Origin of the sequence: Mycolicibacterium celeriflavum, from assembly GCF_010731795.1 — a bacterium.
Classification (GTDB): domain Bacteria; phylum Actinomycetota; class Actinomycetes; order Mycobacteriales; family Mycobacteriaceae; genus Mycobacterium; species Mycobacterium celeriflavum.
This window is the reverse complement of sequence record NZ_AP022591.1, coordinates 1,151,974-1,170,843: the sequence shown is the minus strand read 5'-3', so window position 1 is coordinate 1,170,843 and position 18,870 is coordinate 1,151,974. Positions and strand designations below refer to the sequence as shown.

Annotated in this window: 18 protein-coding genes; 12 read left to right on the top strand and 6 right to left on the bottom strand. The window is 67.7% G+C overall.

What is annotated here, in order from left to right; all coding sequences use genetic code 11:
• Nucleotides 1–16: 16 nt before the first annotated feature.
• The gene (gene tkt / locus G6N18_RS05565) at nt 17–2,110 is read right to left on the bottom strand and encodes a transketolase (protein ID WP_083001574.1); all 2,094 of its coding nucleotides are present in this window, start codon (nt 2,108–2,110) and stop codon (nt 17–19) included.
• A 174-nt stretch (nt 2,111–2,284) separates the two neighbouring features.
• Here tkt and G6N18_RS05560 point away from each other — a divergent pair, with 174 nt between their 5' ends.
• Complete coding sequence (locus G6N18_RS05560; RefSeq protein ID WP_083001575.1) at nt 2,285–3,241, top strand: heme o synthase; 957 nt, start codon at nt 2,285–2,287, stop codon at nt 3,239–3,241.
• A 3-nt stretch (nt 3,242–3,244) separates the two neighbouring features.
• Here G6N18_RS05560 and G6N18_RS05555 read toward each other — a convergent pair whose 3' ends face one another.
• Nucleotides 3,245–4,216: a quinone oxidoreductase family protein gene (locus G6N18_RS05555; protein WP_083001577.1), complete on the bottom strand. Its 972-nt coding sequence runs from the start codon at nt 4,214–4,216 to the stop codon at nt 3,245–3,247.
• A gap of 29 nt (nt 4,217–4,245) precedes the next feature.
• Between G6N18_RS05555 and G6N18_RS05550 the strand changes: the two genes are divergently transcribed.
• A complete protein-coding gene (locus tag G6N18_RS05550; protein ID WP_083001579.1) occupies nt 4,246–5,187 on the top strand; it encodes an ATP-grasp domain-containing protein in 942 nt (313 codons plus the stop codon).
• On the opposite strand, the gene G6N18_RS05545 is transcribed toward G6N18_RS05550, so the two are convergent.
• The 4 genes from G6N18_RS05545 to mptB all read right to left on the bottom strand — a co-directional run bounded on the left by G6N18_RS05545 (nt 5,137) and on the right by mptB (nt 9,547).
• Nucleotides 5,137–6,072 (bottom strand): COX15/CtaA family protein, encoded by a 936-nt coding sequence (locus G6N18_RS05545; RefSeq protein WP_083001581.1) that lies wholly within the window; start codon nt 6,070–6,072, stop codon nt 5,137–5,139. The two genes, G6N18_RS05550 and G6N18_RS05545, sit on opposite strands and share 51 nt — an antisense overlap.
• Before the next feature lie 72 nt (nt 6,073–6,144).
• Nucleotides 6,145–6,915: an ABC transporter permease gene (locus G6N18_RS05540; protein WP_083001583.1), complete on the bottom strand. Its 771-nt coding sequence runs from the start codon at nt 6,913–6,915 to the stop codon at nt 6,145–6,147.
• A complete protein-coding gene (locus G6N18_RS05535) occupies nt 6,912–7,856 on the bottom strand; it encodes an ABC transporter ATP-binding protein (RefSeq protein ID WP_308215035.1) in 945 nt (314 codons plus the stop codon). Before G6N18_RS05535 ends, G6N18_RS05540 begins: the two co-directional genes overlap by 4 nt.
• A complete protein-coding gene (gene mptB, locus G6N18_RS05530) occupies nt 7,853–9,547 on the bottom strand; it encodes a polyprenol phosphomannose-dependent alpha 1,6 mannosyltransferase MptB (RefSeq protein WP_083001586.1) in 1,695 nt (564 codons plus the stop codon). Before mptB ends, G6N18_RS05535 begins: the two co-directional genes overlap by 4 nt.
• 92 nt (nt 9,548–9,639) lie before the next feature.
• Here mptB and G6N18_RS05525 point away from each other — a divergent pair, with 92 nt between their 5' ends.
• The 10 genes from G6N18_RS05525 to G6N18_RS05480 all read left to right on the top strand — a co-directional run bounded on the left by G6N18_RS05525 (nt 9,640) and on the right by G6N18_RS05480 (nt 18,836).
• Entirely contained in the window at nt 9,640–10,404 is a 765-nt protein-coding gene (locus G6N18_RS05525) for a helix-turn-helix transcriptional regulator (RefSeq protein WP_067223706.1), read from the top strand.
• Entirely contained in the window at nt 10,401–11,846 is a 1,446-nt protein-coding gene (sufB, locus tag G6N18_RS05520) for a Fe-S cluster assembly protein SufB (protein ID WP_067223702.1), read from the top strand. Before G6N18_RS05525 ends, sufB begins: the two co-directional genes overlap by 4 nt.
• Nucleotides 11,847–13,043 carry a Fe-S cluster assembly protein SufD gene (sufD, locus tag G6N18_RS05515; RefSeq protein ID WP_083001588.1) on the top strand — a complete coding sequence of 399 codons (1,197 nt, stop codon included), beginning with the start codon at nt 11,847–11,849 and terminating at the stop codon, nt 13,041–13,043.
• Nucleotides 13,040–13,810, top strand: a complete 771-nt coding sequence (gene sufC, locus G6N18_RS05510) for a Fe-S cluster assembly ATPase SufC (protein WP_067223695.1) — start codon at nt 13,040–13,042, stop codon at nt 13,808–13,810. Before sufD ends, sufC begins: the two co-directional genes overlap by 4 nt.
• Before the next feature lie 3 nt (nt 13,811–13,813).
• Nucleotides 13,814–15,067 (top strand): cysteine desulfurase, encoded by a 1,254-nt coding sequence (locus tag G6N18_RS05505; RefSeq protein ID WP_083001590.1) that lies wholly within the window; start codon nt 13,814–13,816, stop codon nt 15,065–15,067.
• A gap of 1 nt (nt 15,068) precedes the next feature.
• Nucleotides 15,069–15,554, top strand: coding sequence for a Fe-S cluster assembly sulfur transfer protein SufU (sufU, locus tag G6N18_RS05500; protein WP_067223687.1), 486 nt, complete (start codon nt 15,069–15,071; stop codon nt 15,552–15,554).
• Nucleotides 15,532–15,879 (top strand): metal-sulfur cluster assembly factor, encoded by a 348-nt coding sequence (locus tag G6N18_RS05495; protein ID WP_067223683.1) that lies wholly within the window; start codon nt 15,532–15,534, stop codon nt 15,877–15,879. Before sufU ends, G6N18_RS05495 begins: the two co-directional genes overlap by 23 nt.
• A 72-nt stretch (nt 15,880–15,951) precedes the next feature.
• A complete protein-coding gene (gene trxA / locus G6N18_RS05490) occupies nt 15,952–16,317 on the top strand; it encodes a thioredoxin (protein WP_067223667.1) in 366 nt (121 codons plus the stop codon).
• A gap of 41 nt (nt 16,318–16,358) precedes the next feature.
• The gene (locus G6N18_RS05485; protein ID WP_109749429.1) at nt 16,359–17,195 is read left to right on the top strand and encodes an enoyl-CoA hydratase; all 837 of its coding nucleotides are present in this window, start codon (nt 16,359–16,361) and stop codon (nt 17,193–17,195) included.
• A gap of 12 nt (nt 17,196–17,207) precedes the next feature.
• The gene (locus G6N18_RS05480) at nt 17,208–18,836 is read left to right on the top strand and encodes an ABC-F family ATP-binding cassette domain-containing protein (RefSeq protein WP_067223658.1); all 1,629 of its coding nucleotides are present in this window, start codon (nt 17,208–17,210) and stop codon (nt 18,834–18,836) included.
• Nucleotides 18,837–18,870: the final 34 nt, after the last annotated feature.

The window sequence follows — 18,870 nt, the reverse complement described above, 5'->3', positions numbered from 1 at the left end:
CTGTGCCTTTCGATTGCTAGTTGTCTATGGAGCGCTCCGCGGCTGCTACCACGGCCTCGGGGGTGAAGCCGAACTCGCGGAACAACGTCTTGGCGTCGGCGGACTCGCCGTAGTGCTCGATGGAGACGATCTCCCCGGTGTCGCCGACGAGCTTGTACCAACTCTGTGCGACGGCCGCCTCGACCGCGACACGCGCCGAAACGGTCGGCGGCAGCACCGAATCGCGGTACTCCTGCGGTTGCGATTCGAACCACTCCACGCATGGCATCGACACCACGTAGGCGGAGATGTCCTTCTCCGCCAACAGCTTGCGGGCTTCCACCGCCAGCTGCAGTTCCGAACCGGTCGCAATGATGATCACGTCGGCGTCGTCGGCCGGGTTGCCGCCGCCGAGCACATAACCCCCGCGGGCCACACCGTCGGCGTCCGTGCCCTCCAGCACGGGAACGCCCTGGCGCGTGAGGATGAAACCGACGGGACCGCTGCCGTTGCCGCGGGCCAGGATGCTGCGCCACGCGTAGGCGGTTTCATTGGGGTCACCGGGCCGGACCACCGACAGGTTCGGAATCGCCCGCAGTGCCGCGAGGTGTTCGATCGGCTGGTGAGTCGGTCCGTCTTCGCCGAGGCCGATCGAATCGTGCGTCCAGATGTAGATGGTGTCGATGTCCATCAGCGACGCCAGCCGCACCGCCGCGCGCATGTAGTCGGAGAACTGCAGGAAGGTGCCGCCGAACGCACGGGTGGGGCCGTGCAGCACGATACCGGACAGGATCGCGCCCATCGCATGCTCTCGAACGCCGAAATGCAGCACCCGTCCGTACCAGTCCGCCGCGAAGTCGTCAGTTGAAATCGACGGCGGGCCAAACGATTTGACGCCCTTGATCGTCGTGTTGTTGCTGCCGGCGAGGTCCGCCGAACCGCCCCACAGCTCGGGCAGCTTCGGCGCGACGTCGTTGAGCACCTGACCGAATGCGGCTCGGGTGGCCAACGGCTTGGAGCCTGGCTCCCAGTGGGTCAGGTCGGAGTCCCAACCGTCGGGCAGCTCCTGTGCCAGCAGCCGGTCCAGCAGCGCCTTGCGATCGGGCTCGCGCTCCGCCCAGGCGTCGAAACCGGTTTCCCACTTGGCATGTGCTTCCTTCCCGCGCTCCACCAGCTTGCGGGTGTGCTCGATGACCTCCGGCCGCACCTCGAACGTCTTGTCCGGGTCGAAGCCGAGGATCTTCTTGGTCGCGGCGACCTCGTCGTCGCCGAGCGCCGACCCGTGCGCGCTGCCGGTGTTCATCTTGTTGGGCGCCGGATAGCCGATGATCGTCCGCAGCGCGATGAACGACGGCTTGTCGGTGACTTTGCGCGCGGCCTCGATGGCTTCCTCTATGCCGACCACGTTCTCGCCGCCCTCGACCTCCTGCACGTGCCAGCCGTAGGCTCGGTAGCGAGCCGCGACGTCCTCGGACAGCGCGATGTTGGTGTCGTGTTCGATCGAAATCTGGTTCTGGTCGTAGAAGACGATCAGGTTGCCCAGCTGCTGGGTGCCGGCCAGCGAGGACGCCTCACTGGTGATGCCCTCTTCGATGTCGCCGTCGGAGGCGATCACATAGATGTAGTGGTCGAACGGGCTCTCTCCCCACGGGATGTCGGGGTCGAACAAGCCGCGCTCGTAGCGCGAGGCCATTGCCATCCCCACCGCCGAGGCCAGACCCTGGCCCAGCGGTCCGGTGGTGATCTCCACGCCCTTGGTGTGGCGGAACTCCGGATGTCCCGGAGTCTTCGACTTCCAGGTCCGCAGGGACTCGATGTCGGAGAGCTCGAGACCGAAGCCCCCGAGGTACAGCTGGATGTAGAGCGTCAGGCTGGAGTGCCCGGCGGACAGCACGAAGCGGTCCCTGCCGAGCCAGTGCACGTCGCTGGGGTCGTGGCGCATCTGACGCTGGAAGAGCGTGTAGGCCAGCGGCGCCAGGCTCATCGCGGTGCCCGGGTGGCCGTTGCCCACCTTCTGTACCGCATCCGCCGCCAGCACCCGGACGGTGTCGACCGCCAACGTGTCCACATCGGTCCAGTCGTCGGGGTGGTTCGGACGGGTCAGCGCGGAGATTTCTTCGAGCGTGGTCACAGGCGCACTCCTGGTCGGCGTTGAGCTCTTTTCAGCTGCTCGCTTAAACACCCTAGTGCGGGATGGTCATCCGATGCAGGCTGCTGGGGGACGATTAGGCCGCCGTTGCGGTGCGGTCTACCATCGTCTGTAGTAGAAGCCCCGCGCTTCGACCATTTCGACAGGAGTAACTGCGTGAGCGTTCGCGAAGGCCACCTCGCCGACGGGGCGCCTGATCGGATGTCGCCGCCGCAGCGGTTCCGGACGCGAATCCGCGAGAAACTCCTGGGCTACGTCTCGTTGACGAAACCGCGGGTCATCGAACTGCTCCTGGTCACCACGATCCCGGCGATGCTGTTGGCCCACCGCGGCAACGTCGACCCGCTGCTGATCCTGAACACGCTGGTCGGCGGGCTGCTGGCGGCGGCGGGCGCCAACGCGCTGAACTGCGTGGCCGACGCCGACATCGACAAGGTCATGAAGCGCACCGAGCGTAGACCGCTGGCCCGCGCCACGGTTCCGCGCAGCCACGCGCTGGTGTTCGGGCTCGCGCTGTCCGTCGCGTCCTTCTTCTGGCTGTGGTGGACGACGAACATGCTGTCGGCCCACCTCGCGGGCGCGACGATCGCGTTCTACGTCCTCGTCTACACACTGTTGCTCAAGCGCCGCACCTCCCAGAACGTGGTGTGGGGCGGCGCCGCGGGTTGCATGCCGGTGATGATCGGCTGGTCGGCGGTCACCGGGACGATCGCCTGGCCGGCGTTGGCGATGTTCGCGATCATCTTCTTCTGGACGCCCCCGCACACCTGGGCGCTGGCCATGCGCTACAAGGAGGACTACCGCGCGGCCGGCGTTCCGATGCTGCCCGCGGTGGCCACCGAGCGACAGGTCACCAAGCAGATCGTGATCTACACATGGCTGACGGTGGCCGCGACCCTCGCGCTGACGCCCGCGACCGGCTGGTTGTACGCCGTGGTCGCGCTGCTGGCCGGGGCGTGGTTCCTGGTGATGGCACACCAGCTCTACAACGGCGTGCGTCGCGGCGAACCCGTCAAACCGTTGCGGCTGTTCCTTCAGTCCAACAACTACCTCGCCGTGGTCTTCTGCGCACTGGCGATCGACTCGGCTCTGGCGCTTCCGACGCTGTTCTGACCGCTACGGCAGCAACACCACAGATCCGACCGTCTTGCGGCCCTGCAGATCGCGGTGCGCCTGCTCTGCGTCTTCAAGGCGGTAGCGCTCGCTGACCGTGATAGTGAGCGTGCCCGCGGCGATCGCGTCGAGCAGTTCGCCTGCCCGCCAGGCGAATTCGTCGGCGGTTCGGGTGTAGTGCACCAGCGTGGGCCGGGTCAAGAACAGCGAGCCCGCCGCGTTGAGGCGTTGCGGATCGAACGGGGGGACCGGTCCGCTGGAGGCGCCGAACAGTGCCAGCGTGCCCCGCACCGCCAGGCTGGCGAGACTGGCTTCGAACGTGGCCGCCCCCACGCCGTCGTACACGGCTGCGACACCGCCGTCGGTCATCTCCTTGATCGTGGCGCCGAACTCCGCCGGGTCGTCCGGATAGTCGAGCACTTCCACGGCGCCGGCCTGACGCGACAACTCGGCCTTCTCCGGCGTCGAGACCGTGGCGATGACGCGCACCGCCATGCTGGTCGCCCACTGCGTGAGGATGAGGCCCACGCCGCCCGCTCCCGCGTGCACCAGCACCGAGTCGCCCTGCTGCACGGGGTACAGCGACTTGATCAAGTAGTGCGCTGTCATGCCCTTGAGCAGTGCGGCGGCGGCCGCCTCGGGACTCACGCCGTCCGGCACGTAAGCAACGAAATCTGCTGGGGCAACGCTGTATTCGGCATAGGCGCCGTTGGCCTGCGCGGTGACGACGCGGTCGCCGACCTTCAGCGCGGCGACGCCATCGCCGACCGCTTCGACGGTGCCGCACACCTCGTTGCCGACGATGAACGGCGTCTCCCTTGGATACTGCCCGGACCGGAAGTAGGTGTCGAGGAAGTTGACTCCGATTGCCTCCGCCTTGATCAACACTTCGCCGGGACCCGGCGCGGGTTGCGGCTTCTCGACGTAGGTGAGGACTTCGGGTCCGCCGGTCTCGGCGACTTCGATGGCGTACATGCTCACATCCTCCCAATATCCTTGCAGTTGTGAAGCTCGCGCGGCCCGACCTGTTCCATCCGCGCATCGTGCTGGCCGGATGCCCTGCACTGCCGGAGGGAGACGGCGACGACGCCGGCCTGGTGGCCGCGCTGGGCAAGCACGGGCTGCACGCCCGCTGGCTGTCCTGGGACGACCCGGCGACGCTGGAGGCCGACCTGGTGATCCTGCGGGCGACGTGGGACTACATCGATCGACTCGACGAGTTCCTCGGCTGGGCGGGGCGGGTCCGCAACCTGCTCAACCTCGCGAGGGTGGTGCCGTGGAACACCGACAAGCGCTATCTCCTCGACCTTGCCGCCGCGGGGGTGCCGATCGTGCCGAGCCGATTCTTTGGTCCGGGCGACACAGTGTGGCTGCCGAACAGTGCCGAGGTCGTGGTCAAACCCGCTGTCGGAGTGGGATCGGTGGACACGATGCGCTTTTCGGACCGCGACGACGCTCGACGGCACGCCGCCCGGCTGCTGGCCGCGGGGCGGCCTGTGCTGATCCAGCCCTACGATGCGCGCATCGAAAACGGGGAGACCGCGCTGGTGTTTCTCGGCGGTTCGCAATCGCACGCGTTCACCAAGGGCCCGATACTGCGGCGGGCCGGCCAGGTGCCGGTGTTTGACGAGTCGGGCACGTACGCGCGCGAGACGCTCACCGCGGCCGAACCCGACTTCGAGGTCTGGGACGTCGGATATGCGGCGCTCGGGGCGGTGGCCGCGCACCTCGACCTGGCGCCCGAGGAGTTGCTCTACGCACGGGTGGACGTCGTCGGCGACCGCTCCGACCCGCGGGTGCTGGAGGTGGAACTGGTCGAGCCGTCGCTGGGCTGGATGCAACTAGACCCACCGACCCGGGAGCGGCAGCAGCGGGAGTTCGTCTTGGGCGTCGAGTCAGCGCTGGAGAGGTTCGGGCTCGGCCCGCTCTCGCATCGACGCCCATAGCGCCGCGGTGGCCGCCGTGCAGGCCGCGGCGCCGGCCACGTGGACGGCCACCAGGGCGGCGGGCACGCCGGTGTAGAACTGCACGACCCCGACGAGCCCTTGCGCCACCACCAACGCGAGCAGCACGCCCAGTCGCACCATGGCCGGCCGGACCGCACGGACCGCCAGCAAGCCGAAGCCCAGGCCGATCACCAGCGACAGGTAGGCCACCAGCAGCGACGAGTGCATGTGCACCAGCGTCGTGATGGGAACCTCGAGGCGTGGGATGGTGCGGTCGAGGCTCTTGTCACCCGCGTGCGGACCGGCCCCGGTCACCAACGTACCGGTCACCAGGACTGCCGCCAGCGCCACGCCGCTAAGGAAAGCCAACTGCCGTAAAGGCTTTGGCGCCCGACGGGTGAGCACGCCATCGTCGGGCTCGCCGATCTTGACGAACAGCAGCACCGCCAACCAGACCATCGTCATCGACGCCAGCAGGTGGATGGCGACCGTCCACCACAGCAGACCCGTCAACACCGTGATCCCGCCGATCACCGCCTGCACGACCGTCGACGCCGGCATCAGCCATGCATAGATCAGCACCTCGCGGCGGCGGCGCGCGCGTGTCACCGCCAAGACCGCGGCCGCGGCGGTGAGCACCACCAGGAACGTGACCATGCGGTTGCCGAACTCGACGGCCTGGTGGATGACCGCGACCTCGGGGTGCGGCATCGGGGTGAAGCTGCCGGGGAAGCACTGCGGCCAGGTGGGGCAGCCCAGGCCGGATGCGGTGACGCGGACGATTGCGCCGGTCACGGCGATACCGCCTTGGGTCAGGATGACGAGGAACGCGATGACGCGCTGGGTCCGCAGGCTGGGCAGTGGCAGCAGATCGACCAGCCGCATAAAGGCGCGTCGCACGGGTTCGATGGTAGAGCAGCGCAACTACAAGCCGTAGTAGTGGGTGCGACGGTGGTCTCAGGTGAAGCGGAACCAGCGCAGCGCACACAGCGCGGCGACGGCACCCCACACCGCGAGCACCAGCAGGCCGAACCAGTCGACCGACAGCGTCATCGCCCGCGACAGCGCCTCGGTCAGCGCGCCAGAGGGAGTCAACCGGGCGACCCATTGCGCGGCGGAGGGCACCATGCCGCCCTCGAGCGTCAGCGCGCCGAGCCCGGCGAAGACGAACCACAGCAGGTTCGCCAGGGCCAGCACGATCTCGGCGCGAAGCGTGCCGCCCAGCAGCAGGCCAAGTGCGGCGAAACCCGCGGTGCCCAGCGCGATGATCGCTGCGCCGAGCGTCAACCCGGCCAGGTGCGGTCGCCACCCGAGCGCAAAACCGATGGTGCCCAACACGATCGCCTGCAGGAACACCACCGCGACCACGGCCAGTGACTTACCGGCGATGATGCCCCACACCGGAAGTGCCGTGGCGCCCAGCCGCTTGAGCGCTCCGTAGCGGCGGTCGAACGCCACGGCGATCGCCTGGCCGGTGAACGCCGTGGAGATCACCGCCAGCGCCATGATCGCCGGCACGAACGTCGCGGCCCGGTTCGGTCCGAACGAACCGAGCGGCAACAGCGTCAACCCGATCAACAGCGTGATCGGAATGAACATCGTCAGCAACAGCTGTTCGCCGTTGCGCAGCAACAGCCGCAGTTCGAGGCTGAACTGCGCGGCCAGCATCTTCTGCACGGTGGCCGGCCGGGGGTCGGGCGAGAACGTGCCGGGTGCAAAACGATTCACGGGCGCAGCTCCCGTCCGGTCAGGTCGAGGAAGACGTCCTCGAGGCTCCGCTGTTCGACACGCATATCGGTGGCCAGCACGTCGAGCCGCGCGCACCACGCCGTCACCGTGGCCAGCACCTGCGGGTTGATCGCGCCCTCCACCAGGTACTCGCCCGGCGCCGTCTCGCTCGCCCGGTAACTTTCGGGCAATGCCGTGACGAGCAGCGACAGATCGAGCATGCGCGGTGCGCGGAATCGCAACTGGTTCTCGGCGCCGCTGCGCATCAACTCCTCGGGCGTCCCGGTGGCCACCGCGACACCGTGGTCGATGATCATGATCCGGTCCGCGAGCTCCTCGGCCTCGGTCAGTTGATGGGTCGTCAGCACCACCGTGACGCCGTCGCGGCGCAGCCCATCGATCAACTCCCACACCACGATTCGGGCATGGGCGTCCATGCCGGCGGTCGGTTCGTCGAGGAAGACCAGCTCGGGACGGCCGACCACGGCGCAGGCCAGCGCGAGCCGCTGTTGTTGGCCGCCGGAGAGCCGCCGGTAGGTGGTTCGCGCTGCCTCGGTCAGGCCGAGAGTGTCCATCAGCCACGCGGGGTCGAGCGGGTTGGCCGCGTAGGAAGCGACGAGGTCGAGCATTTCGCCCGCGCGGGCGGCCGGGTAAGCGCCGCCGCCCTGCAACATCACGCCGATGCGCTCGCGCACCCGGGCGTTGTCGCCGAACGGGTCGAGGCCGAGGATCTCGATGGTGCCGGAGTCGGGCTTGATGAACCCTTCGCACATCTCCACGGTGGTGGTCTTGCCTGCACCGTTGGGCCCGAGCAGGGCGAACACCTCGGCGGTCTGAACCTCCAGATCGAGGTCTGACACCGCGATCGTCGACCCGTAGCGCTTGCTGACCCCGCTCAGGCGCACGGGGGCGGGGGAGGTCCCCGGTCCTGGGTGGGTCACGGGGATTCAGCGTAGGCGTCGGGTCTCACCGGCTGTGGTTCCGGTGGCGACGGCTGCTCGGGCGGCCGCATCGTCACGCTCCGCCAGGGCAGCCGGTTATACGTGAGCAAGATCAACGCGGCCATGATCACCGTGCTGGCCGCCACGGCGAGCAGAATCTGAAACAGCGCGAACCGGTCGCCGTTGGCGGTGGGGCCGAAGATGCCGACCGCCAGCGTCACCACAATCGTCGTGCTGCGGAACGCCGGGCGGGTGGCCCACGCCGCGAGCGGCAGCACGGCCCACAGCACGTACCAGGGCTGGACCACCGGGAACAGCAGCACGGTCACGCCGAGTGCGACGCCGAGCCCGCCCACCGGATGCAGCCGGCCCCGCAGCACCGCCAGCAGCAGCCAGGTCACCAGGATCGCGATGATGAACACGCCGATCGCACGGGCCAGGCCCAGCACTGCGGTGGTGTGGTCGCCCAGGCCCAGCAGGATGCCGACCTGGCCGGTGCCCAGGGCCAGCAAGGTGGGCAGCGACATCCAACTGCGCACGACGTTCGCGGTGCCCAGAGTGAAGAGCCAGCCGAATCCGAGGCCGCTGGCCCATCCGATGAGAGCCATCACCGCGACCGACACGGCGGTCAACGAACCGCCGGCCAGGAAGAAAGCCTTGACCGTGCCGCCCCACCGGCAGGCCAGTGCCATCGCCACGAAGCCCAGCGCCAGCAATGACGGCAGTTTCACCTGCGACGACAGCGTGATCAGCACGACGCCCAAAAGCAGCATCGCCAGCGGCCGCCACCGCACCCACTGCGCGCGGTCTTGCGGCCAGCTCAGCGGCCTGGGCACCAGGGGTGTGGCGGCGCCGATACTGCTGACACCGCGCAGGGCGAACTCCGTGCCGGCGAGCATCAGGCCCAACATCAACGCCTCGTTGTGGATGCCCGCCACCAGATGCATGATCAACAGCGGGTTCGCGGCGCCGAGCCACAGCGCGCTCACCTCGGCGACGCCGCAGCGGTGGGCCAGCCGAGGCGTCGCCCAGACGATCAGGCCCACGCCGAACAGTACGACCAGCCGGTGGCACAGCACCGCGGCCACGATGTTCTCGCCGGTCAATGCCGAAATGCCCTGACCGATCCACAGGAACAGCGGGCCGTACGGGGCCGGTGTCTCGCGCCACATGTTCGGTACGGACAGCGTGAACACGTGGTCCAGGCCCAGACCGGTCGCCGGACCCACCCGGTACGGGTCCAGGCCGCTGATACCGATCTGACTCTGCGCCAGGTAGGAGTAGACGTCGCGGCTGTACATGGGTGGGGCGATCAGCAACGGCAGCACCCACAGCCACAGCAGACGGTCCAGTTGACTGCGCGACATGCGCCGGTCTCCCAGCGCGAATCGGCCGAGCATCAGCCAGGCCAGCGCCATCATCACCGCGCCGGTGGTGGTCATGGTCAGCGACACCGTCTGGATGCGGGACGGCAGGTTGAGCAGTCGCACGCCGAACGTCGGGTCCTGCACCACCGGCCTGGCCCCGACGCCGAGCGCGCCGATCGCCATCAGCACCGTGCCGGCCGCGCCGAACAGCCGTGTCCGGCGCAGCGCGATGACCTCGGCGTCGTTGAGGGGTGAGCCCACCGGGGGTTCGTCGGCGTGCCAACGGGCGATCGACGAGCTGAACGAGGGGAGGCGGGCTGCCACCTCAGCAGAGTAACCGCCGAGGTGCATGGCCTCCGCCGGGCTAAGGGTGCCCTTGCTTTACACGGCTTTCGGAATTCCGTCACAATAGTGTTGTGAAATTCAGTCCGGAGGCTGGAGCCGCCACAGCGGCGACATCCAGCACCGCCGCAGGAGCCGATCGCCACACCCGTGGTGCGATCGTGCAACTCCTGCTGGAATCCGGACCGATCACCGCCGGCGAGATCGGCGAGCAGCTCGGAATCTCCGCCGCCGGGGTGCGTCGCCACCTCGACGCGCTGATGGATGCCGGCGACGCGCAGGCCAGCGCCGCAGCCGCCTGGCAGCACACCGGGCGCGGTAGGCCCGCTAAGCGGTACCGCCTCACCGCGGCGGGTCGCGCCAAACTGAGCCACGCCTACGACGACCTCGCCGCGGCGGCGATCCGGCAGTTGCGCGAGATCGGCGGCGATGACGCCGTGCGGGCGTTCGCGCGTCGACGTATCGACGGGATTCTCGCGGGAGTAACCGAGGGCCCTGATGACGTTGAATCAAGGGCCGATCGAGTGGCGGCCGCGCTGACCGAGGCCGGCTACGCGACGACTGTGACATCTGTTACGCCGGCGCCTGGACCGATCCACGGAATCCAGCTGTGTCAGCATCACTGTCCGGTGTCCCACGTCGCGGAGGAGTTCCCCGAACTGTGCGAGACGGAGCGGGACGCGTTCGCCGAGATCCTGGGAACCCACGTGCAGAGGCTCGCCACGATCGTCAACGGCGACTGCGCCTGCACCACCCACGTACCGCTGGTCGACAAGATCGACAAGAACGACAAGATCAGCGCCACAGCCCCAACTAGCAAGCAAGGAGCGTCGAGATGACGACGACACCCGAGGTCCACAAGGTAGGCGAACCGCTCAGCCAGGATGAGGCCATCGCCTCGCTGAGCCGGTACGGCTACGGCTGGGTGGACTCCGACGTCGCGGGCGCCAGCGCGCAGCGCGGTCTGTCCGAGGCGGTGGTTCGTGACATCTCGACGAAGAAGAACGAGCCCGAGTGGATGCTCGAGACCCGGCTGAAGGCGCTGCGCACCTTCACCAAGAAGCCGATGCCGAACTGGGGTTCCAACCTCGAGGGCATCGACTTCGACAACATCAAGTATTTCGTGCGGTCCACCGAGAAGCAGGCCGCCACCTGGGACGACCTGCCCGAGGACATCCGCAACACCTACGACAAGCTGGGCATCCCGGAGGCGGAGAAGCAGCGTCTGGTCTCCGGTGTGGCGGCGCAGTATGAGTCGGAGGTGGTCTACCACCAGATCCGCGAGGACCTCGAGGCCGAAGGCGTCGTCTTCCTCGACACCGACACCGCGCTGCGTGAGCACCCGGACATCTTCAAGCAGTACTTCGGCACGGTGATCCCGGCCGGCGACAACAAGTTCTCCGCGCTCAACACCGCGGTCTGGTCGGGCGGCTCGTTCATCTATGTCCCGCCGGGCGTGCACGTCGACATCCCGCTGCAGGCCTACTTCCGGATCAACACCGAGAACATGGGACAGTTCGAGCGCACGCTGATCATCGTCGACGAGGGCGCCTACGTGCACTACGTCGAGGGCTGCACCGCGCCGATCTACAAGAGCGACTCGCTGCACTCCGCGGTCGTCGAGATCATCGTCAAGCCGGGCGGCCGCTGCCGCTACACGACGATTCAGAACTGGTCGAACAACGTCTACAACCTGGTCACCAAGCGGGCCCGCGCCGAGGCCGGAGCGACGATGGAGTGGGTCGACGGCAACATCGGCTCCAAGGTCACGATGAAGTACCCGGCCGTGTGGATGACCGGTGAGCACGCTCGCGGCGAGGTGCTGTCGGTGGCGTTCGCCGGCGAGGGACAGCACCAGGACACCGGCGCCAAGATGCTGCACCTGGCGCCGAACACGTCGAGCAACATCGTGTCCAAGTCGGTGGCCCGCGGTGGCGGTCGCGCGTCCTACCGTGGCCTTGTCCAGGTGAACAAGGGCGCACACGGGTCGCGCTCCAGCGTGAAATGCGATGCGCTGCTTGTCGATACCGTCAGCCGCAGCGACACCTACCCCTACGTCGACATCCGCGAGGACGACGTGACCATGGGCCACGAGGCCACCGTGTCGAAGGTCAGTGAGAACCAGTTGTTCTACCTGATGAGCCGCGGCCTCACCGAGGACGAGGCGATGGCGATGGTGGTGCGCGGCTTCGTCGAACCGATCGCCAAGGAACTCCCGATGGAGTACGCGCTGGAGCTCAACCGGCTGATCGAGCTGCAAATGGAAGGCGCGGTGGGCTGAGTGGTTTCCGAGCTGACCACTGCGGTCGAACCGACCCCGGCCGGATCCGCACTCAACAAGGGCGAGATCTTCACCTCGTTCGACGTAAACGCCTTCGAGGTGCCCGGTGGCCGCGACGAGATCTGGCGGTTCACCCCGCTCAAGCGTCTCCGGGGGCTGCACGACGGCTCCGCGTCCGCCACGGGTAGCGCGCAGATCCGGGTCGCTGAGTCACCCGGCGTCACCGTGGAGACGGTGCGCCGCGATGACGAGCGCCTCGGCGAGGGCGGCGTGCCCGCCGACCGCGTTGCGGCCCAGGCCTTTTCGTCGTTCGACACGGCGACTGTCGTCACCGTGGCCCGCGACACCGAGGTCGCCGAGCCGATCGAGATCGACATCAGCGGCCCGGGTGAGGGCGCGGTGGCCTACGGGCATCTGCAGATCCGCGTCGAGGAACTGTCGCGTGCGATCGTCGTCGTGGACCTGCGGGGCAGCGGAACCTACGCCGACAACGTGGAGATCATCGTCGGCGATTCGGCTGGCCTCGGGGTGATCTGGATCGCCGACTGGGCCGACGACATGGTGCACGTCAGCGCGCATCACGCACGCCTGGGCAAGGATGCCGTGCTCGGTCACGTCAACGTCACGCTCGGCGGCGACGTCGTCCGGACCACGGCGACCGTCCGCTTCACCGGAACCGGGGGCGACGCCAAGTTGCTCGGCACCTACTTCGCTGACGACGGTCAGCATTTCGAGTCGCGGCTGCTGGTCGATCACGCCCACCCGAACTGCAAGTCCGATGTGTTGTACAAGGGTGCGCTGCAAGGGGATCCGGACTCCGGGCGGCCCGATGCGCACGCAGTGTGGATCGGCGATGTTTTGATCCGCGCGGAGGCCACCGGCACCGACACCTTCGAGGTGAACCGCAACCTGCTGCTCACCGACGGCGCACGCGCCGACTCGGTGCCCAACCTCGAGATCGAGACGGGTGAGATCGTCGGCGCCGGGCACGCCAGTGCCACCGGACGTTTCGACGACGAGCAGTTGTTCTATCTGCGGGCCCGCGGCATCCCCGAGAATCAGGCGCGTCGCTTGGTGGTGCGCGGTTTCTTCAACGAGATCATCGCCAAAATCGCCGTGCCCGCGGTGCGCGAGCGCCTCACCGAAGCAATCGAACGAGAACTAGCGATCACGGAATCGAGAACAGCCCAATCATGACCACACTGGAAGTCAAAGACCTGCACGTCTCGGTCATCACGCCCGAGCAGACCGAGATACCGATCCTCAAGGGTGTCGACCTGACCGTGAAGTCGGGGGAGACCCACGCGGTGATGGGTCCGAACGGTTCCGGCAAATCCACGTTGTCGTATGCGATCGCCGGCCACCCCAGGTACACGGTGACGTCCGGTTCGATCACGCTGGACGGCCAGGACGTGCTGGAGATGAGCATCGACGAGCGCGCCCGCGCGGGGTTGTTCCTCGCGATGCAGTACCCCGTCGAGGTGCCGGGGGTGTCGATGTCGAACTTCCTGCGCACCGCTGCCACCGCCGTGCGCGGTGAGGCGCCGAAATTGCGGCACTGGGTCAAAGAGGTCAAGGCCGCGATGAGCGATCTCGGGATCGATGCGGCGTTCTCCGAACGCAGTGTCAACGAAGGGTTCTCGGGCGGTGAGAAGAAGCGCCACGAGATCCTGCAACTGGCCCTGCTGAAACCGAAGATCGCGATCCTGGACGAGACGGACTCGGGTCTTGACGTCGACGCGCTGCGGGTGGTCAGCGAGGGCGTCAACCGCTACGCCGAAACCGAGAACGGCGGCGTGCTGCTGATCACGCACTACACCCGCATCCTGCGCTACATCCGGCCGCAGTTCGTGCACGTGTTCGTCGACGGGCGCATCGTCACCTCCGGCGGTCCGGAACTCGCGGACGAACTCGAAGAGAACGGCTACGTCGGGTTCACCCAGACGGCGACCGCGGAGGCGTAACCGGTGACCGCCTCCGTTCGCCCGCTGGATCTGGCCGCCGTCCGCGCGGACTTCCCGATCCTGAAGAAGCAGATGCGCGGCGGAAACGTGTTGGCGTACCTGGATTCCGGGGCGACGTCGCAACGGCCGCTGCAGGTCCTCGACGCCGAGCGCGAGTTCCTGGTCACCTCGTACGGCGCCGTGCATCGCGGTGCGCACCAGTTGATGGAGGAGGCCACCGACGCCTACGAGGAGGGCCGCGCGGACATCGCGGCATTCGTCGGCGCCGACCCCGATGAGTTGGTGTTCACCAAGAACGCGACCGAGGCGCTCAACCTGGTGTCCTACGCGCTGGGTGACACGCGCTTCGAGGGCGCCGTCGGTCCGGGCGATGTGATCGTCACGACCGAACTCGAACACCACGCCAATCTGGTCCCGTGGCAGGAGTTGGCGCGCCGCACCGGCGCGACGCTGAAATGGTACGGGGTCACGTCTGACGGCCGCATCGACCTCGACTCGCTGCGACTCGACGACCGCGTCAAAGTTGTTGCGTTCAGCCATCGTTCGAACGTCACCGGTGCGCTGGCGCCGGTCGACGAACTGGTTTCGCGTGCCAGGGCGGTCGGCGCGCTGACCGTGCTCGACGCCTGCCAGTCGGTGCCACACCAGCCCGTCGACTTCCATGCGCTCGACGTCGACTTCGCGGCCTTCTCCGGGCACAAGATGTTGGGGCCGACCGGGATCGGGGTGTTGTACGGCCGCGGCGCGCTGCTGAACGCGTTGCCGCCGTTCCTCACCGGCGGGTCGATGATCGAGACCGTCACGATGGAGGAGACGACGTACGCGCCGGCGCCGCAGCGCTTCGAGGCCGGCACGCCGATGACGTCGCAAGTGGTCGGGCTGGCGGCCGCCGCGCGGTATCTGCGCGAGGTCGGGATGGCCGCCGTCGAAGCGCACGAGGCCGAACTGGTCGCGGCGGCGCTCGAAGGACTGACCGCGCTCGACGGAGTGCGAATCATCGGGCCGAGGTCACTGGAGAACCGCGGGTCGCCGGTCAGCTTCGTCGTCGACGGGGTCCACGCCCACGATGTGGGGCAGGTGCTCGACGACGAGGGCGTGGCGGTACGCGTGGGCCACCACTGCGCATGGCCGCTGCACCGCCGGTTCGGCATCGCGGCCACCGCGCGGGCATCGTTTGCGGTGTACAACACCGTCGAAGAGGTCGATCGGCTGGTGGCGGGCGTGCGCCGGGCCGTGGAATTCTTCAGCAGGGACTGACGTGCGGCTGGAGCAGATCTATCAGGAAGTGATCCTCGATCACTACAAGCACCCCCACAACCGTGGGCTACGCGAGCCGTTCGACGCGCAGGTACAACACGTCAACCCCACGTGCGGGGATGAGGTGACGCTGCGGGTGACGCTGTCCGGCGACGGCGAACAGGTGGTCGACATCTCCTATGACGGCCAGGGCTGTTCGATCAGCCAGGCCTCGACGTCGGTCCTGACCGATCAGGTGATCGGACAAAGCGTCGGGGACGCCTTGAAGACGGTCGCGGCGTTCAGCGAGATGATTTCCTCGCGCGGGACGGTCGAGGGCGACGAAGATGTAATCGGAGACGGCATCGCATTCGCCGGTGTCGCCAAGTACCCGGCGCGGGTCAAGTGCGCGCTGCTGGGTTGGATGGCTTTCAAGGACGCGCTGGCGCAAGCTGGCGCTGAATTCGGGACAGAGGAGGCGCCAGATGAGCGACACCGCAGTGCCTAACGAGGAAATGTTGTTCGATCTCGAGGAGGCGATGCGCGACGTCGTCGACCCGGAACTCGGCATCAACGTCGTCGATTTGGGCCTGGTTTACGGAATCAACGTCGAGCAGGGGGAGCAGGGCAACGTCGCGTTGATCGACATGACGCTGACGTCTGCCGCATGTCCGCTGACCGATGTGATCGAGGATCAGTCGCGCACCGCGCTGGTGGGTGCGGGCCTGGTCGACGAGCTGAGGATCAACTGGGTGTGGAACCCGCCGTGGGGGCCGGACAAGATCACCGAGGACGGTCGCGAACAACTGCGGGCGCTGGGCTTCACGGTCTAGCCCCGGCCGCCACCGTTTCGCCGTCCGTAGGCTGGGGAACACCCGGCTGAACACCAGCGTTAGGACTCAAACGTGGCAACCCAAGACATCACCGCCGAACAATTCAACGACACCATCAACGACAACGAGATCGTGCTGGTGGACTTCTGGGCGTCGTGGTGTGGCCCGTGTAAAGCATTCGCCCCCACGTTCGCGGCGTCCTCCGAGGAACACCCCGACGTGGTGTACGCCAAGGTCGACACCGAGGCCGAACAGGCGCTGGCGGCGGCCGCCGACATCCGGTCCATCCCGACGTTGATGGCGTTCAAGAAGGGCAAACTGGTGTTCAACCAGGCTGGCGCGTTGCCGCCGGCGGCCCTCGAGGAGCTGGTACAGCAGGTCAAGGGATTCGACATCGACGCCGCGATCGCAGCGCAGGACAACGGCCAGCCGGAGTGACCAGCCGGGACTGACGGGGTGCACGCGATAGCGTGCACTGCGTGAACGAGCGCGCAGACACCGAACAGAGCAACTTCGTCCTGGTCGACCGGCCGCGTCCCGGCGTCGCGCTGGTGACCCTGAACCGGCCCGAACGGATGAACTCCATGGCCTTCGACGTCATGGTGCCGCTCAAGCAGGTGCTCGAGGAGCTGACCTACGACAACTCCGTGCGGGCGGTGGTGCTGACCGGCGCGGGACGCGGTTTTTCCTCCGGCGCCGACCACAAGTCGGCGGGCTCCGTACCGCACATCGACGGGCTGACCCGGCCGACGTTCGCGCTGCGGTCCATGGAAGTGCTCGACGACGTCATCCTGGCCCTGCGCAAGATGCACCAGCCGGTGATCGCCGCGGTCAACGGCGCCGCGATCGGCGGGGGCCTGTGCCTGGCACTGGCCTGCGACATCCGTGTCGCCGCCGACGGCGCCTACTTCCGGGCCGCGGGCATCAACAACGGCCTGACCGCCAGCGAACTGGGGTTGTCCTATCTGCTGCCGCGGGCCATCGGCACCTCGCGGGCCTTCGAGTTGATGCTCACCGGCCGCGACGTCGACGCCGGCGAGGCCGAACGCATCGGCCTGGTGTCGCGCGCGGTGCCCGACGACGACCTGCTCGAGGTTTGCTACCAGCTCGGTGAACGCATCGCGACGTTCTCCCGCCCGGGAATCGAGTTGACCAAGCGCACACTTTGGAGTGGACTGGACGCCGGTAGCCTGGAAGGGCATATGCAAGCCGAGGGCCTCGGACAACTCTTCGTCCGGTTGCTCACCGCCAACTTCGAAGAAGCGGTGGCAGCGCGCGCCGAGAAGCGGCCCCCGGCCTTCACCGACGACAAGTAAGGACAGCACAGCGTGATCACCGCAACGGACCTCGAGGTCCGCGCCGGGGCACGCACGTTGCTGTCCACCGACGGAACCGCGCTTCGCGTGCAGCCCGGCGACCGGATCGGGCTCGTCGGCCGAAACGGCGCGGGCAAGACCACCACGCTGCGCATTCTCGCCGGCGAAAGCGAGCCCTACGCGGGGGATATCGTCCGCAACGGCGAAATCGGTTACCTGCCACAGGATCCCAGAGAAGGCGACCTCGACGTGCTCGCTCGTGACCGCGTCCTGTCGGCACGCGGGCTCGACACCTTGCTGGCCGACCTGGAGAAGCAGCAGGTGCTGATGGCGGAGGTGGCCGACGACGCCGCCCGGGACAAGGCCGTCCGCCGGTACGGCCAGCTCGAGGAGCGGTTCGCGGCGCTGGGCGGCTATGCCGCAGAGAGCGAGGCAGGCCGGATCTGCGCGAGCCTCGGACTGCCCGAACGCGTCCTGACCCAACCGCTGCGCACACTGTCCGGCGGTCAGCGCCGCCGGGTAGAACTCGCCCGGATCCTGTTCGCCGCTTCCGAGAGCGGGGCCGGTTCTTCGACAACGCTGCTCCTGGACGAGCCCACCAACCACCTCGATGCGGACTCCATCGGCTGGCTGCGCGACTTCCTGCAGCAGCACACCGGCGGCCTGATCGTCATCAGCCACAACGTCGACCTGCTCGCCGATGTGGTGAACCGGGTGTGGTTCCTCGACGCGGTGCGCGGCGAGGTCGACGTCTACAACATGGGTTGGCAGAAGTACCTCGACGCCCGCGCCACCGACGAACAGCGGCGCCGCCGCGAACGCGCCAATGCCGAGCGCAAGGCTTCCGCATTGCGCACCCAGGCCGCCAAGATGGGCGCCAAGGCCACCAAAGCCGTTGCCGCGCAGAACATGCTGCGACGCGCCGATCGGATGATGGCCGCCCTCGACGAGGAACGCGTCGCCGACAAGGTGGCCCGCATCAAGTTTCCGACCCCCGCGCCCTGCGGGCGGACCCCGCTCGTCGCCAAGGGCCTGACGAAGAACTACGGGTCGCTCGAGGTCTTCACCGGTGTCGACCTGGCGATCGACCGTGGCTCACGCGTCGTGGTGCTCGGCCTCAACGGCGCAGGCAAGACCACGCTGTTGCGATTGTTGGCCGGCGCCGAAACTCCGGATGCCGGCGCGTTGGAGCCCGGCCACGGCCTCAAGCTCGGCTATTTCGCCCAGGAGCACGACACCCTCGACGACACCGCGACAGTGTGGGAGAACATCCGGCACGCGGCGCCCGACACCGGCGAGCAGGACCTTCGGGGTCTGTTGGGCGCGTTCATGTTCAGCGGACCGCAGCTGGAGCAGCCGGCGGGCACGCTGTCCGGCGGCGAGAAGACACGACTGGCGCTGGCCGGGCTGGTCGCATCGACCGCGAACGTGCTGCTGCTCGACGAGCCGACGAACAACCTCGATCCCGCGTCGCGCGAGCAGGTGCTCGACGCACTGCGCAGCTACGTCGGCGCGGTCGTGCTGGTGACCCATGACCCGGGCGCAGCCGAGGCGTTGGAACCGCAGCGCGTGGTGCTGCTTCCCGACGGCACCGAGGATTTCTGGTCCGAGGAATACCGCGATCTCATCGAGTTGGCTTGATCCGGCGCAAGACCGTTTCGCCATTTTGATCCGC

Excerpts from the sequence above, each read along its gene's own strand:
- G6N18_RS05555 (WP_083001577.1), bottom strand. The coding sequence starts at position 4,216 with ATGTACGCCATCGAAGTCGCCGAGACCGGCGGACCCGAAGTCCTCACC.
- G6N18_RS05545 (WP_083001581.1), bottom strand. The coding sequence starts at position 6,072 with ATGCGGCTGGTCGATCTGCTGCCACTGCCCAGCCTGCGGACCCAGCGC.
- sufB (WP_067223702.1), top strand. The coding sequence starts at position 10,401 with ATGACGACGACACCCGAGGTCCACAAGGTAGGCGAACCGCTCAGCCAG.
- sufC (WP_067223695.1), top strand. The coding sequence starts at position 13,040 with ATGACCACACTGGAAGTCAAAGACCTGCACGTCTCGGTCATCACGCCC.
- G6N18_RS05495 (WP_067223683.1), top strand. The coding sequence starts at position 15,532 with ATGAGCGACACCGCAGTGCCTAACGAGGAAATGTTGTTCGATCTCGAG.